The sequence below is a fragment of the Acinetobacter sp. TGL-Y2 genome (assembly GCF_001612555.1).
Lineage (GTDB): Bacteria > Pseudomonadota > Gammaproteobacteria > Pseudomonadales > Moraxellaceae > Acinetobacter.
Genome location: NZ_CP015110.1, coordinates 743,348 through 759,238, shown reverse-complemented (window position 1 = coordinate 759,238; position 15,891 = coordinate 743,348). Strand labels below are relative to the sequence as shown.

Genomic DNA, 15,891 nt, shown 5'->3' with positions numbered 1-15,891 from the left:
TGAAGAAAATTTTTATATTATGCACGTGTTCGCAAAAAAAAGATGCATGATTGTTGAAGTAACTTGGTAACTTCAACACAGCAAACATCGTGCTTATGACTATATAGCCGAATTCGATTTAGATGATCAATATAATCCACATGCAATCAACACATCTGTCATAAACTTTCACGTATAATTTTATCAAATTTAATATTTCGCATTACAGAAGGATGGCTTGGAATGAGCGCTCGTCACTCAAAATTAATTATTTTAGGTTCTGGTCCTGCAGGCTATAGCGCGGCAGTTTATGCTGCACGTGCAAACTTAAAACCGACCCTCATTGCAGGTATGCAATTGGGTGGTCAGTTAACCACAACCACTGAAGTCGATAATTGGCCAGGTGACCCTGAAGGTTTAACTGGTCCTGCGCTTATGGAGCGTATGCAAGCGCATGCTGAGCGTTTTGGAACTGAGCTTATTTATGATCATATTAATGAAGTTGATCTGAATGTACGTCCATTTGTGCTAAAAGGCGATATGGACGAATACACCTGTGATGGACTGATTATTGCAACGGGTGCAACGGCACAATATTTAGGTTTAGAATCTGAAGCCGCGTATATGGGTCAAGGCGTCAGCGCATGTGCAACCTGTGACGGTTTCTTCTATAAGAACCAAAATGTCATGGTTGTCGGCGGTGGCAATACCGCAGTTGAAGAAGCACTTTATTTATCTAATATTGCAGCTCACGTTACACTGGTTCACCGCCGTGACAAATTACGTTCTGAAAAGATTTTACAAGATCATCTTTTTGCCAAAGAAAAAGAAGGTAAAATCAGTATCATTTGGAATCATGCAGTTGAAGAAGTTTTAGGTGAAGCGAAAGCCGGCGTCACTGGTGTTCGTCTTCAATCAACGCTTGATCAATCCACTCAAACTGTGGATGTCTCAGGTTTGTTTGTTGCAATTGGTCATAAACCCAATACTGCTATGTTCGATGGTCAGTTGGAGCTTCGTGATGGTTATATCCAAGTTCAAAGTGGCATCAACGGCAATGCAACAGCAACTTCGGTAAAAGGCGTATTTGCTGCGGGCGACGTTGCCGATACTATTTATCGCCAAGCGATTACCTCTGCGGGTTCAGGGTGTATGGCTGCACTCGATGCTGAAAAGTATTTAGACAATCTTTAATATAGGTTTATAAAATCTAATCATAAAACCACCCTAGCGGTGGTTTTATTTTGTCTGGCTATACGTTATAACACTCTCACCCATAGATAAAATTAAGAGAAAAAAATGACCACGCATTGGACGGATGGTTATCAAACGACTGTGAACTACACGTTTGGTTATTACAAAGATTTGAGCCCTAATTTTCAAAAATTTTGCCTACTGCTTAATGGCGTAGATTGCCCGGCGAGTCACGAAGAACATACCCATTGTGAATTAGGCTTCGGTCAAGGGGTCAGTTTAAACATCCATGCCGCATCAGGTTTTGGTCACTTCTATGGAACAGATTTTAATCCCGCACATGCCGCACATGCCAATGTGCTTGCAGAACAAAGTCAAACTGAACACCACTTTTACGATGACAGTTTTGAAGAACTGCTCAATAAGAATTTACCTTTATTTGATTCAATTAGCTTGCATGGTATATGGAGTTGGATCAGTCATGAAAACCAACATATTATTTTAAAATTTATTCGAAAACACTTAAAACCCAATGGCATCGTGTATATCAGCTATAACTGTGTCACGGGTTGGGCGGCAAATATGCCAATCCGTGAGTTATTTCATAGCCACTTTAAGTTCAATAGTACCAGCACCAATCCCATTCAAAATGTGAGTGATGCATTAGATTTTAGTGAACAACTCTTAAACAAGAACCCCAATTTTGCGAAAGTAAATCCCAATGCCATTAAAAAAGTTCAAGAACTTAAAAAACAAAATCCGAACTATTTAATTCATGAATATTTAAATCAAGATTGGCAATGCTATTCTTTTCAACAAGTCGTGCGCACATTAGAAGACATTAAATTGTCTTATGCGGGGTCTACCGACTTAAATACGCAGTTGAACAATATAAATTTTTCTGAAGAACATCAACAATTTCTCAATAAAATTGAGCATCCAATCTTCAAAGAACAATGTCGTGATTATTTTGCCAACACTCAATTTCGTCGTGATTTATTTATCCGAGGTAAAAACAATCTCACCCCTTTACAGACTCAACAACGTCTTAGCCAAATTCCTTTCGTTCTACTGTGCAATCCTCGAGATATTCCTAAAACAATCAATGGATATTTAGGTGAATTTAACTTAATTCAAGATATTTATAAGCCGATTGGACAGCTCTTTAAAGATAAAAATTATCAAGTGCTGACCATTGCCGAAATTGAAAAAGAATATCCACAGCTGAATTGCAGTAAAGTGTTAAATGCGTTGGTCATTCTGTGTCATTTGGGCTTGGCACAACCATGCCAGCTTAACCCTACTAGACAAATGATCGAACAGTGCCAAAACATAAATTTATATTTATTGCATCAAGCCAGCTTCCAAGCCAATTACCAAGTATTAGCGAACGCCATCACAGGCATTGGCATTCCGACCGATCATTTCACTCAATTGTTTTATCGTGCCTATTTTGTTGATAGTTTAAAAACAGCAAAACAATTCGCCAACTATGTATATGAAGTGCTTATTGCTCTAAATTGGCTGGTCTTAGATCAAGACGGTCAGGCAGTCCACGATAAAGCCAAGAGCATCCAAATTATCCAAGCCAAAGCCGAATTATTTTTAGCCAGTGATAAAATTGAGATTGCGAAGCAACTTAAACTTTTTGCATAAGCAGTCAAAAAAGTAAAAGGATTCGCTAGAATAGAGTGAATCCTTTTTTCGACATTCATTATGCTTCCAGCATCTTTATATACCTTTCCAGATCCAATGACGTCCGACCCTGAGGGTGAAGGCTTAATTTGTATTGGGGCGGACCTCTCCCCTGCTACACTCTACCAAGCCTACTCAAATGGATTATTTCCTTGGTTTAATGAGGGAGAACCCATTTGTTGGTGGTGTCCTGAGCCACGCTGTGTGATTTATCCGCAAAATTATCATCCCAGTAAATCGCTCATTCGAAACATGAAAAAATGGGATTATAAAATCACTTTTAATCATGCATTTGAGCAAGTCATTCGTTCATGTTCACTGCCCCGCGTCTATGCAGACGAGACTTGGATTACGGAAGACATCATACAAGGGTATTTGGCACTCTTTAAAGCGGGTTACGCCTATAGCATTGAAGTTTGGAATGTTGATGATCGATTGGTCGGGGGGTTATATGGGGTCACCATTGGCAAGGGCTGTTTTGGTGAGTCCATGTTTAGTACTGAGACAGATGTATCGAAAATGGCTTTTTATGCCTTAATGCTATTTGGTCTAGAAAATCATCTAGATTGGATCGACTGCCAACTGGTCAATGAACATCTGCTCAGCTTAGGTGCCAGTACACTTTCTCGCCAAGACTACCTAAAATCGTTACAAGATGTAATAAAAGCCCATACGCTTGATTGGCAAAGCTATCAAGACAGTGTATTTTCAAGTAAAACAATAGCGTTGAATCATCGCCTAATGGGCTAAAAATAAGGAGGGACAGCATGAATTCTTACCAACCGAAGTCCCCTTTAAACGAGTTACAATACTATATTACACCGCCCCATGATTGCAGTTATTTGACTAATAAATCAGCACGGATGGTGTTCTTAGATCCCACCCATAAAATTGAAGTGGTGACCTTATCTGAACTTTCGCGTACAGGTTTTAGACGCAGCGGTGACTTTATCTATCGTCCTGAATGTCACTTATGCCGTCAATGTTTGTCTTGTCGTGTACCGGTTGCGACTTTCGAGATGAATAGCCAACAAAAAAAGGCATGGAAACGTAATCAAGATTTAACCGTTAAAATCACACAGACACAAGATGCATCTGATTTACATTACCAACTGTATGAACGCTATATCAATGAACGCCACTCAGATGGCGATATGTTTCCCCCAAGTTATGATCAGTTTGAGAAATTCTTAATTCACAGTTGTACACATAGCTTCTTTTTAGAATTGTGGAAAGATGATCGTCTAATTAGTATATCGACTTGTGATGTCTTAGACGATGGGATTTCAGCAGTGTATACATTCTTTGACCCAGATGAACACAGACGTTCGCTCGGCGTGTATGCAGTACTAAAACAAATCGAATATGTGCAATCCAAACTTCAGCGTTATGTTTACTTAGGCTATTGGGTACCACATTCAAACAAGATGAATTATAAATCTCAATATGCACCTTTTGAATTACTGCTCGATGGGCAATGGCGTAGATTAAATCGTGCTTTGAACTCAGAAGAAACTCATCAATTAGGGCAAATGCTCATGACCACACTGCCCTCTGAATGGAATGATTTTATTGTTAAATAGACCCTAAGTGCGGATTACTGCATTTTAAAAAGTTGTGAAAAATCATCACTACACGACTTCACCATAATAATCGCATTTTCCTTTCCGCCTTGTGGCTTCGGGTAGTAATTTTTACGAATATCGATTTGATGAAAATCTGATTTTTCATACAAAGCGATGGCAGCGAGGTTACTTTCACGAACTTCTAGAAATATTTGAACAGGATTATTTTTAAGTAATTGGAGTGACTGATCTAAAAGCTTAAAGCCCAACCCCTTGCCTTGCACAGCAGGGTCAATCGCCATCAATAACAAATTTGCTTCATCGACGACTGGTTGTAAAATACAAAATCCGACCACTTTTCCTTGATGTTCAATCACCGTACTGACATAAGCATCGACTGAATCTTGAAACTGGGAGACCGTCCAAGGATGACTTTGCACCATTTTTTCAATATTCACTACGGTGGATACATCAGTATGCTGCATTAAACGAATCATTGAATTTCTTATCTACAATGTTGAACTAAAGATGCATTATAGAAAGTTTGAACAAAAAATCGAGCAAAAAAATGGGTAACTTCCGTTACCCAATAAGCATTAATTCAAAATCACAGTCGAATAAGCCCTTAAAAACCTAACTTGGCTTTCCATTTGTCCAAAAGACCGACTGTATCGAGATCATTCGGATGAAAACCGGGTTTAAAGTAAATCAACATCTCTTTGCCCATACCTGAAATAATGCCTTTAGACGGGCTATATCCATAGGTATAAATGTCTTGAAGCGATTGAAGGTTTAATTTTTTATCATCTTTGAGCAAGCGCATCACAAAGTAGCTCTGAACTAAAAATAAAATCACCATCGCTAGAGCTAAACCACCTGTTCTGACAGTGTACGCTTTTAAACCTTTACCAAATACACCTTCAAAAACGTCATAAGCCACTGCTTTATGCTCATTCTCTTCAATAGCATGCCAAAGCCACATAGTTTTCATGGTTTCATCGGTCATGAGTTCCTGAATGTGTGAGTTTCTGAGAAGCTCAGATGCAATAGTCGCTGTAAAATGCTCTAAAGCAGTCGTTCCAATGAGATCGATCATTTGTTGATTGATACCAAAAGGCTTACCTGCAAACGCGGCAGTTTTTCTAAAAGTTTGAATGACCGTATTTGTGTACTTCTCTAAGCGCTCTACATCATGACCAAATTTCTGCGCCGAAGCATTGAAGTTTGCATGTTCATGCGTATGCATGGCTTCTTGACCAATAAAGCCACTGATCTCTTTTTGTAGCGCTGCATTGTCTTTAATGGCTGGATGCTGACGTACCGCACGCACACTGTCGATAAAAAACTTTTCGCCTGCTGGAAACAGCGCTGACAATGCCGTCATGAAGTGGGTCAAGCCCGCTGAGCCATCCATCCAATACTCAGGCACTTGATTGAAATCAAATTGCATGCGACGAACTGGAAATGATGCGCCTGCACGATTTGTAATATTCACTTTAGCATTCATTGCTAGACTCCTTTCAAAGGGAATTAATCCACTTTAAATCTTCTGATTATTTTTGATTCTTATTCATAGTACGTTTTTATTTTTTAATGATAAATGCCATATAGGTCACAACAATATCAGTTTGGGACAGCTTGTGTTATGTATTGTCTAACAATCAATACATCTAAATATATGTTATAAAAAAGCGCCCCTAAGGAGCGCTTCTTTTATACACAATCAATACTGATTATAGAGTTACTTTAGCAACTACACCAGCACCCACTGTACGACCACCTTCACGGATCGCAAAACGTAGACCTGGGTCCATTGCGATTGGGTGAATAAGTTCTACTGACATTTCTACGTTGTCACCAGGCATAACCATTTCAACGCCATCTTGTAATTTGATCGCGCCAGTTACGTCAGTTGTACGGAAGTAGAACTGTGGACGGTAACCGTTAAGGAATGGCGTATGACGACCACCTTCTTCTTTAGAAAGTACGTATACTTCTGCATCGAATTTAGTGTGCGGCTTGATTGCACCTGGTTTAGTCAATACTTGACCACGTTGAACGTCTTCACGCTTAGTACCACGTAGAAGAACACCACAGTTCTCGCCAGCACGACCTTCGTCAAGCAATTTACGGAACATTTCAACGCCAGTCACTGTAGTTAAAACAGTGTCACGGATACCCACGATTTCAACTGACTCGCCGACTTTAACAATACCTGATTCAACACGACCTGTTACAACCGTACCACGACCAGAGATAGAGAATACATCTTCGATTGGCATTAAGAATGCTTTATCGATTGCACGTTCTGGTTCTGGGATGTAGGTATCAAGCGCTTCAACAAGTTGAAGAACAGCAGGAACACCGTACTGACCTTCTTCACCGTTAAGTGCAGCCAAAGCTGAACCACGGATCACTGGAGTGTCATCACCTGGGAAGTCGTAAGTAGAAAGAAGTTCACGAACTTCCATTTCTACCAATTCAAGCAATTCTTCGTCATCAACCAAGTCGCATTTGTTTAAGAATACGATGATGAAAGGTACACCTACCTGACGAGACAAAAGGATGTGTTCACGTGTTTGTGGCATAGGACCGTCAGTCGCAGCACATACAAGGATTGCACCATCCATTTGAGCAGCACCAGTGATCATGTTTTTAACATAATCGGCGTGACCTGGGCAGTCTACGTGCGCGTAGTGACGAGCTGGAGAGTCGTATTCTACGTGTGAAGTATTAATCGTAATACCACGTGCTTTTTCTTCAGGTGCAGAGTCAATTGCAGCGTAGTCTTTCGCTTCGCCACCGAATTGCTTAGCACATACAGTTGCGATAGCAGCTGTTAAAGTTGTTTTACCATGGTCGACGTGACCAATTGTGCCCACGTTTACGTGTGGCTTATTACGTTCAAACTTAGCCTTAGCCATGAGATCTTCCTTTTTAAACAACTCATGGGGGTAAACCCATGAGCATTTGGTTTTAACTATGAATTAGTTTGGGCTTATAGTAATCGAAAGATTACTCGTCGTCACCTTTTTTACCACCAGATTGGAACTTAGTAATGATGCCTTCAGCCACGTTACGTGGAGTTTCAGCATATTTAGCAAATTCCATAGAGTAGGTCGCACGACCTTGAGACATAGAACGCATAGAAGTCGCGTAACCAAACATCTCAGCCAATGGAACTTCAGCTTTAATTGCTTTAGTACCACCAGGTAAATCATCCATACCCTGAACCATACCACGACGACGGTTTAAGTCCCCCATGATATCGCCCATGTAGTCTTCTGGAGTTTCTACTTCAACTTTCATGATCGGTTCAAGAAGAATTGGATCAGCTTTCATGAAACCATCACGGAAGGCATAAGAACCCGCCATTTTGAACGACAATTCGTCAGAATCGACATCATGGTAAGAACCATCAAATAATGTCGCTTTGATACCCACAACAGGGTAACCAGCCAATACACCATTTTTCATACGTTCTTGAATACCTTTATCAACCGCACCAAAGAATTCTTTAGGTACAGTACCACCTACAACTTCTTCAGCGAACAGGTATTCTTTACCAGCTTCTTCAACATTCATAGGCTCTAAACGAACATATACATGACCGAATTTACCTTTACCACCGGTTTGACGTACGAATTTACCTTCTTGCTCAACAGTCTTTTTGATTGTTTCGCGGTAAGCAACCATTGGTTTACCAATGTTCGCTTCAACACCAAATTCACGTTTCATACGGTCAACAAGAATGTCAAGGTGAAGCTCACCCATACCCGCAATAATCGTTTGACCAGATTCTTCGTCTGTGCGAACACGGAACGATGGATCTTCTTTAGCCAAGCGACCAAGCGCGATAGACATTTTTTCTTGGTCAGCTTTTGTCTTCGGCTCTACAGCTAAAGAAATTACTGGCTCTGGGAATTCCATACGTTCAAGTGTAATGATGTTTTTCTCATCACAAAGTGTATCACCAGTGGTCACGTCTTTAAGACCTACACATGCAGCGATATCACCAGCGCGAATTTCTTCGACGTCTTGACGTTCGTTTGCGTGCATTTGCACGATACGACCAATACGCTCACGCTTAGACTTAACTGGGTTATAAACTGGATCGCCTTGTTTAAGAACACCAGAATAAACACGTACGAACGTTAAGTTACCTACGAACTTGTCATTCATAATTTTGAATGCAAGTGCAGAGAACGGTGCTTCGTCAGATGCTTCACGAATCGCTTTAGTTTCAGCTTTGTCGTCAAGAATACCTTCGATAGGCTTAACTTCAGTCGGTGATGGTAAGAAATCAATAACAGCATCCAACATACGTTGAACACCTTTGTTTTTGAACGCTGTACCACAAAGCATTGGTTGAATTTCACAAGCCAAAGTTTGCGCACGAATACCCGCAACGATTTGTTCTTTCGACAAGTCACCGTTGTTTAAATATTCGTCCATCAATTCTTCAGAAGCTTCAGCCGCAGCTTCAACCATGTTGGTACGCCATTGGTTGGCAGTATCAAGAAGGTCAGCTGGGATTTCGCCGTATTCGAACTGCATACCTTGAGAAGCTTCATCCCAAATGATCTGTTTCATTTCGATCAAATCGATAACGCCAGTGAAGTTTTCTTCAGCGCCAACAGGGATTACAACAGGTACAGGGTGTGCACCAAGGCGTGTTTTCATTTGTTCAACAACACGGAAGAAGTTTGCACCAGTACGGTCCATCTTGTTCACGAATGCTAAACGAGGCACTTTATATTTATTTGCTTGACGCCATACAGTTTCTGACTGAGGTTGAACACCACCTACAGCACAGTAAACCATACATGCACCGTCAAGAACACGCATAGAACGCTCAACTTCGATTGTGAAGTCAACGTGTCCCGGGGTGTCAATTACGTTTACACGGTGTTCTGGGTACTGTTTACCCATACCAGACCAAAAACAAGTTGTAGCAGCTGAAGTGATTGTAATACCACGTTCTTGCTCTTGTTCCATCCAGTCCATTGTTGCTGCACCATCATGTACTTCACCAATTTTGTGAGATACACCTGTGTAGAACAAAATACGTTCAGTAGTCGTGGTTTTACCAGCATCAATGTGAGCAGAAATACCAATGTTACGGTAACGAGAAATTGGGGTTTGACGAGCCATGATTTCTTGCATTCCTAAATTTGTTGTTTAAAACAGGACGCTTTAAGCTGCATAGCAGCTTAAAGCGTTTTGACGAAAATTCAGTGAAACTGATCTGTCGTCATCCTGATTAAGGTCTTTAAACCTATTAGAAACGGTAGTGAGAGAATGCTTTGTTGGCTTCAGCCATACGATGCACGTCTTCACGTTTCTTAACTGCTGAACCCTTGCCTTCAGCTGCATCAAGCAACTCACCAGCAAGACGTAAAGCCATCGTTTTTTCAGAACGCTTAGCAGCAGCGTCTACTAACCAACGCATAGCTAGGGCAGTACGACGGGATGGGCGTACTTCCATAGGCACTTGGTATGTAGCACCACCAACACGGCGTGCTTTAACTTCGACCATAGGACGAACTTTTTCAAGAGTCGTCTCGAAGAAGTCAACTGGGTCTACTTTGTTTTTTTCTTGAACGCGGTCTAAAGCACCGTAAACGATACTTTCAGCAATAGACTTTTTACCGTCTTGCATTACGTGGTTCATGAATTTAGCGATTGTTTGGCTGCCGAACTTTGGATCCGGAAGGATTTCACGGGCAGCGACTACGCGACGTCTTGGCATTTTAATACACCTAATAAAATTGACACTTCAGGTTTATCCAGCATGAGTACAAAGTGTCATGTACTGCTTCGCTGGCCTTACTACACGTCGCTTGAATTTCACAAAATTAAATGCAGAAATCAGACAAGCGTGACGATAAAGGATTGCGGCTCTACGAGCCTAAGAATAATCTCGAAAGATTATTTCTTAGGACGTTTAGTACCGTATTTAGAACGTGACTGGTTACGATCTTTAACACCAGCACAGTCTAATGAACCACGAACGGTATGGTAACGTACACCTGGTAAGTCTTTAACACGACCACCACGGATAAGAACAACACTGTGCTCTTGTAAGTTGTGACCTTCACCACCAATGTAGCTAGAAACTTCGAAACCAGAAGTTAAGCGAACACGGCAAACTTTACGCATTGCTGAGTTAGGTTTTTTAGGTGTAGTTGTGTAAACACGTGTACAAACACCACGACGTTGTGGACAAGCCTTCAACGCAGGAACTTTTGATTTTTCAATCAAAGTTGTACGACCCTTACGGATCAACTGATTTGTTGTTGCCATTTGGCAATTCTCCCGTTAAATTAAAGCCCTCAAAAATACTACTTTTTGAGGGCATGCAATTGTATGCCAAGAAGCAAAAATGGTCAACATTCAACATTGAGTCAAATCTTGACCATTTCGCTGATTTGCCCGCATTCATTACCTAAACAGGCGCTCTTAGCACAGTTTAAGACTGGGTTTTTTTTGTAATAGAAGAGTTCTCAGTTTCAGTAGTGTCTTTTGCAGTAATTTTTTTCTTCACTATCACTTTCGGGGCGTCTGTTTTAGCATCGACTTTGGCCTCACCTTTGCCGAATGTTTCATTCGGCGTAGCTTCAGTTTTTGGCGCATTAGTTTTTGACGGGTCTGACTTTGCCTGATCCGCATCTGAGTTTTCTGTATCAGCATTATCTTCATGAGGTTCAACATGCTGTTCTGCCAACTTTTTAATTCCCTCTTCTATTGACACTGGCACTGCTTTTTCTGCATCCGCTTTATGTTCAATACGTACCGCACTGATTGCATCATTTTCAAGCTCAACAGTGATCGGATGCTGCGGTTCAATTGCAGGCTCATCTACAGACTCATTTTTCGAATCCGATGGCTTTGAGTCTTCTGGCTCTGGCGCAGACAACACACCTTGAGCTTGGGCTTTTGCCACAGCTTTTTCAAAAGCGCTTAGTACATCCAGTTTTTCATCTGGGTGCTGAAGTAGATATTGCTGTGCATGTGAAAAAATATGCTGCGCTTTAATACTCGCTTCATCGACCAATTTCCAACTATAGACTGCACCAATACCCGCACCCGCCAAAGGCGTTAGTTTAGACAAGACTGAAATTTGCGGAATATGATTTAACCAAGACCATTTTAAAGTGCCGTCTTCATTGCTAAGCCACTGACGAATTTTATCAAAGTCATTGCTTGAACCCAACATGGTTTGAAGCTGACGGGTATCTTGAGTTTCTAATACATTGGAAAGGGTTCTTAATGCAATGAGTAAGGTTTGCTTTTCTGCAATAGAGCCTAAATCCACTTCTTTAAAGACATATTCCACAATTTCCTGTTCTTTGCTGCGGTTCAACTCAAAACCGTGCGCACGTCCTGACTGATAAATGGTTCTTAACGTCAGCGCCAAAGATAATGGAATGTCGATCGCCGTGCCGATCACACCTGATGCACCGGTAATCGCACCTTGTACTGCGGCAAGGGTTTTGTTCTGATTGGCGAGGGCTTGAGCAATACGATCAGAGCGAGCAGAATCTTTAGACAGTTCATTTAACTCTTTTGCACCCACTTCTTTTAAGACATGTTCGACCGAACTACTTTCCGAAACAAAATCATTGAGCTTATCAAAAAAGAAATCTGCAATTTTATTGTTTAAGTTTGGTGAAATTAGCGATGCAACATTGTTCACTTTGCTGTAGTGGCGGCCCAATAGCTGTTGTGTCACTTTTGGAACATGGGTACGGAACATTTGCTGTGGATTTTCACTGTGTTTTTTTTCAGTCATAGTTTTCTCATTGTCATGGATATGAATAACGGTGTGATTTTCAGGGGCTTGCTTTAAAGGGGCAATCGAACCCGGTGCAACATGATTCATTAAGTCTAATCCTGTTGTACTGAGCTTTTTAGCCACTCCAAAAGCTTTCGAGATCAACCCTGTGCTGTGCTTATTATTAGAATTTGCCATGTATAGCCTTTCCTTTTAAAGGATCACTTTTCATAAAACACGATATGTAGTCAAGAAAATACTATGTGTATTCAAGATTTAACTCCACTTTAATGTGTTTCAATTGGTTGGGGATTGGTGAACACTCTTGCCAGTCCATGATTTCAAGATCAGACATTGATTTGCCATAAGAATTTAAAACGCTTTCTGCTATGATTACCCTAAATTTTGACAAAAGTAATCTAGTCGATAGGACGCTGGTGTAAGACAATACACACCACTATCTGATCTAGATTACTCAATATCACCATAATAGGGAATTGTAGATGAAACGTGTTGTAATCACTGGCATGGGCATTAACTCATGCATTGGTAATACATTGGAAGATGTGACTCATTCTTTACAAAATGGGATTTCAGGGACACGTTTTAACCCAACTTATGAAGAATTAAATTTCAAAAGTCACGTGAGTGCTGCAGCCGAACAAAACTTTGATGATATTGACCGTAAACTCAAACGTTTTATGGGCGTATGTGCGATGTATGCCTATAACTCAGCACTTGCTGCAATTGAACATGCAGGGCTAAAACCAGAAGACTTAGCCGCTAATCCACGCTACGGTATTGCGGGTGGTTCAGGTGGGGGTTCGACCGCATCTGTGATTGAAATGAATGAATTATTAAAAAGCAAAGGCGCACGTAAAGTCGGTCCTTTTTTTGTTCCTCGTAATATGTCGAACACCATTACCGCAAATGTGGGTGTGGCATTTAAATTACAAGGTGTGGCGCACTCCATTACCAGCGCGTGCGCAACCTCTGCAGATGCGATTGGTTATGCCTACAACCTGATTCAATTGGGTAAACAAGATTTAATGCTTGCCGGTGGCGGTGAAGAAGACCACTGGTCACAAAGTTTGTTGTTTGATGCAATGGGTGCTTTGTGCTCTAAATACAATGACTCGCCTGAAACTGCATCTCGCCCTTATTCGGCAGATCGTGATGGTTTCGTCATTGCGGGTGGTGGTGGTTTTGTGATTTTAGAATCACTTGAACATGCCCAAGCGCGCGGTGCAAATATCTTGGCTGAAGTGGTCGGCTATGCAGCTAATTCGGATGGTGCGGATATGGTTGCACCAAGCGGTGAAGGCGCGACACGTTGTATCTTATTGGCTTTAGAAGAAGCGAAGCAACACGGCGTTGACAAAATTGACTATGTGAATACTCATGGTACTTCAACCCCTGCTGGCGATATTACTGAGCTTCAAGCGATGGGTCGTGCGTTTGGTGAAGGTCAAGTGCCACCACTGAGCTCGACCAAATCAATGACTGGTCACAGTCTAGGCGCTGCCGGCGTACAAGAAGCGATTTACTCTGTACTCATGATGCAAAATGACTTTATTGCACCCAACATCAACGTGACCGAACTCGATGAAGGCACAAAAGGCTATGACATCGTACTTGAAAAACGTGACGCAAAATTGAATACTGTGATGAGTAATAGTTTCGGTTTTGGCGGTGTAAATGCCTGCCTCATTTTCAAAAAATGGGAAGGCTAAGTTAAGCGCTACTGATTGAGCGCTTCTGCGCCAATCAGCATCCGCACCGCCCTTTAAAAAAAGGGTGAATTAATGGATGCTCCTTCAGATGCTTTCCTTTGGGTAAAAGCGCTACATATCATTGCCGTGGTATGTTGGTTCGCTGCGCTGTTCTACTTACCTCGGCTTTTTGTTTATCACGCCATGAGTGATGATGCTTTAAGTCATGAACGTTTTCAGGTCATGGAGCGTAAGTTGTACCGCGGCATTATGTGGCCTGCCATGCTTGCAACCCTGATCACCGCGCACTTTCTAGTGGATTGGGGTGATGCTACACAGCATTATCATGAAGCGCTGTGGTTCTATCTTAAAGTGGGCTTAGTGGCATTGTTGGTCATTTATCATGTGTTCTGTGGTTATTACCGCAAAAAACTGATGTTAGATGCCCATTACAAATCACACAAATTCTGGCGTTATTTCAATGAAATGCCGACCTTGATTTTATTTGCGGTGGTCATTTTGGTAGTAGTGAAGCCACAGTTTTAAGTAGATACACATCAAAAGCCTCCCTAAATGGAGGCTTTTTTTATGATATATAGTTTGCTTAATTCGATTGTGCATTTACGGATTGCATGGATGATACAGATTGAATTTTCTTTGTGTTTCCCCAAAATCATTCATGGACTTAAAACTATTTGAATATAACCAATCGATCTGCCCTACTGATTAGAATGAATCAATCTTTTTCTCAGCTTTAAATTTAGCGGTGTAGAATAATATTTTTCAATCGTCCAACTTAGAATAAAAACAGCCAAAAAATAAATTGGCAAGAGCATTAACTTCTCAATTGGCAAAGTTTCTTTAGGGAAATATACTACTTTCATTAAGCCCAATATAATCAAATGAAATAAATACATCTCATAGCTCCGCTTTCCAATCCACACCAATATTTTGGATATTAGGCCAATATCTGACACCTCAGAAGTCAGGATTAAGTTTGAGTCTGGCACTAATAAATGTGCTGCTGCTAAATGTGACTCCTGATTTTGGTTAAAATTCTGATGTTCATTGGAGCGCTGACTTTGACCAAAACTATAAATCAAAATCGCAGTCAAGAGAGCAAAAACGCTGATTGACCAAGTACTTACCTCTTTGATCGGCGCATATACGTACAAAGCAATCATCAATGTTGGTATGATCAGCAGCAGCCATGGTGTAGCTTTTGCATGATAGGGTATTTTAGGAGCCATTAAAGCCGTTAAGCATCCTATTGCAATACCATCAAAACTTGAAAAATAATGGTAAAGATATGCCCCGCTTTCTTCAGCAAAATGCAAAGACCGAAAATAGGGCGCATAAACAACAATAACCAATAAAAATAAAATCAACACTTTGTTCCGTCTAAGAAACACACAGAGCAATGGAAAAGCAAAATAAAATACCTCCTCCACTGAAAGTGACCACAGCACGCCGAGGACATAATTCACCCATCCAAATTTGATAATCAGGATATTCATCCAAAAACCAAATGCAGACAGCAGGGTTAAACCATAAGATACCTCAATCCCGTTTGGACTTTGATTGATGAAAGGCGGTAACCCTAAAGCCCCAAGACCACTCACCATAAGTACAAGTAAAAACAAACAAGGCACAATTCGCGCAATACGGCGAATATAAAAATCTTTGATTCGAATCCCTGTAAGGCTGCCATCACGCTGTAATGTTTGCTGGGTAATTAAAAACCCTGAAATAACAAAAAACATGGTCACACCATAGTTTCCATTTCTCGCAATCAGTGTACTTAAGCTTTCTCCAAAAACAGGAACACCTAAAAAAGTGTCATGTAATTTGTAGGGAATATTGAAATGATGCAAAAGAACCAAAAGAATCGAAAGAATCGAAATTCCTCTTAAAATATCTATTTTGTAATTTCGCATATTAAGATCTGTGCTGCTTTATTCTTATTTCA

Annotated in this window: 14 protein-coding genes; 6 read left to right on the top strand and 8 right to left on the bottom strand. The window is 40.9% G+C overall.

The features are described from left to right. Window positions 1-222 precede the first annotated feature (222 nt). From trxB to AMD27_RS03550, 4 genes are all read left to right on the top strand, one after another. Window positions 223-1,173 carry a thioredoxin-disulfide reductase gene (trxB, locus tag AMD27_RS03565; RefSeq protein ID WP_067656439.1) on the top strand — a complete coding sequence of 317 codons (951 nt, stop codon included), beginning with the start codon at window positions 223-225 and terminating at the stop codon, window positions 1,171-1,173. Window positions 1,174-1,278: 105 nt separating this feature from the next. Further along, window positions 1,279-2,829, top strand: coding sequence for a class I SAM-dependent methyltransferase (locus tag AMD27_RS03560; RefSeq protein WP_067656437.1), 1,551 nt, complete (start codon window positions 1,279-1,281; stop codon window positions 2,827-2,829). A 60-nt stretch (window positions 2,830-2,889) separates the two neighbouring features. After that, complete coding sequence (gene aat / locus AMD27_RS03555; protein ID WP_067656435.1) at window positions 2,890-3,618, top strand: leucyl/phenylalanyl-tRNA--protein transferase; 729 nt, start codon at window positions 2,890-2,892, stop codon at window positions 3,616-3,618. Window positions 3,619-3,635: 17 nt separating this feature from the next. Beyond that, window positions 3,636-4,451 carry an arginyltransferase gene (locus AMD27_RS03550; RefSeq protein ID WP_067656433.1) on the top strand — a complete coding sequence of 272 codons (816 nt, stop codon included), beginning with the start codon at window positions 3,636-3,638 and terminating at the stop codon, window positions 4,449-4,451. A gap of 14 nt (window positions 4,452-4,465) precedes the next feature. Here AMD27_RS03550 and rimI read toward each other — a convergent pair whose 3' ends face one another. The 7 genes from rimI to AMD27_RS03515 form a co-directional block, all read right to left on the bottom strand. Continuing rightward, window positions 4,466-4,930 carry a ribosomal protein S18-alanine N-acetyltransferase gene (gene rimI / locus AMD27_RS03545; protein ID WP_067656431.1) on the bottom strand — a complete coding sequence of 155 codons (465 nt, stop codon included), beginning with the start codon at window positions 4,928-4,930 and terminating at the stop codon, window positions 4,466-4,468. A 128-nt stretch (window positions 4,931-5,058) separates the two neighbouring features. Beyond that, window positions 5,059-5,940 (bottom strand): metal-dependent hydrolase, encoded by an 882-nt coding sequence (locus AMD27_RS03540; protein ID WP_067656424.1) that lies wholly within the window; start codon window positions 5,938-5,940, stop codon window positions 5,059-5,061. A 226-nt stretch (window positions 5,941-6,166) separates the two neighbouring features. Beyond that, entirely contained in the window at window positions 6,167-7,357 is a 1,191-nt protein-coding gene (gene tuf, locus AMD27_RS03535) for an elongation factor Tu (protein WP_067656421.1), read from the bottom strand. A 91-nt stretch (window positions 7,358-7,448) separates the two neighbouring features. After that, on the bottom strand, window positions 7,449-9,587 hold the full coding sequence (gene fusA / locus AMD27_RS03530; protein WP_067656416.1) for an elongation factor G: 2,139 nt from the start codon (window positions 9,585-9,587) through the stop codon (window positions 7,449-7,451). Window positions 9,588-9,714: 127 nt separating this feature from the next. Next, on the bottom strand, window positions 9,715-10,185 hold the full coding sequence (rpsG, locus tag AMD27_RS03525) for a 30S ribosomal protein S7 (protein ID WP_067656413.1): 471 nt from the start codon (window positions 10,183-10,185) through the stop codon (window positions 9,715-9,717). A 179-nt stretch (window positions 10,186-10,364) separates the two neighbouring features. Beyond that, window positions 10,365-10,739, bottom strand: a complete 375-nt coding sequence (rpsL, locus tag AMD27_RS03520) for a 30S ribosomal protein S12 (protein ID WP_004648013.1) — start codon at window positions 10,737-10,739, stop codon at window positions 10,365-10,367. A gap of 166 nt (window positions 10,740-10,905) precedes the next feature. Continuing rightward, window positions 10,906-12,408, bottom strand: coding sequence for an EcsC family protein (locus AMD27_RS03515; RefSeq protein ID WP_067656410.1), 1,503 nt, complete (start codon window positions 12,406-12,408; stop codon window positions 10,906-10,908). 305 nt (window positions 12,409-12,713) lie between these two features. Here AMD27_RS03515 and AMD27_RS03510 point away from each other — a divergent pair, with 305 nt between their 5' ends. Together AMD27_RS03510 and hemJ are read left to right on the top strand one after the other, a co-directional pair. Next, the gene (locus AMD27_RS03510) at window positions 12,714-13,943 is read left to right on the top strand and encodes a beta-ketoacyl synthase N-terminal-like domain-containing protein (RefSeq protein WP_067656408.1); all 1,230 of its coding nucleotides are present in this window, start codon (window positions 12,714-12,716) and stop codon (window positions 13,941-13,943) included. Window positions 13,944-14,015: 72 nt separating this feature from the next. Beyond that, the gene (gene hemJ, locus AMD27_RS03505) at window positions 14,016-14,468 is read left to right on the top strand and encodes a protoporphyrinogen oxidase HemJ (RefSeq protein WP_067656406.1); all 453 of its coding nucleotides are present in this window, start codon (window positions 14,016-14,018) and stop codon (window positions 14,466-14,468) included. Between the two features lie 173 nt (window positions 14,469-14,641). On the opposite strand, the gene AMD27_RS03500 is transcribed toward hemJ, so the two are convergent. Next, a complete protein-coding gene (locus tag AMD27_RS03500; RefSeq protein ID WP_067656405.1) occupies window positions 14,642-15,859 on the bottom strand; it encodes an acyltransferase family protein in 1,218 nt (405 codons plus the stop codon). Window positions 15,860-15,891 lie beyond the last annotated feature (32 nt).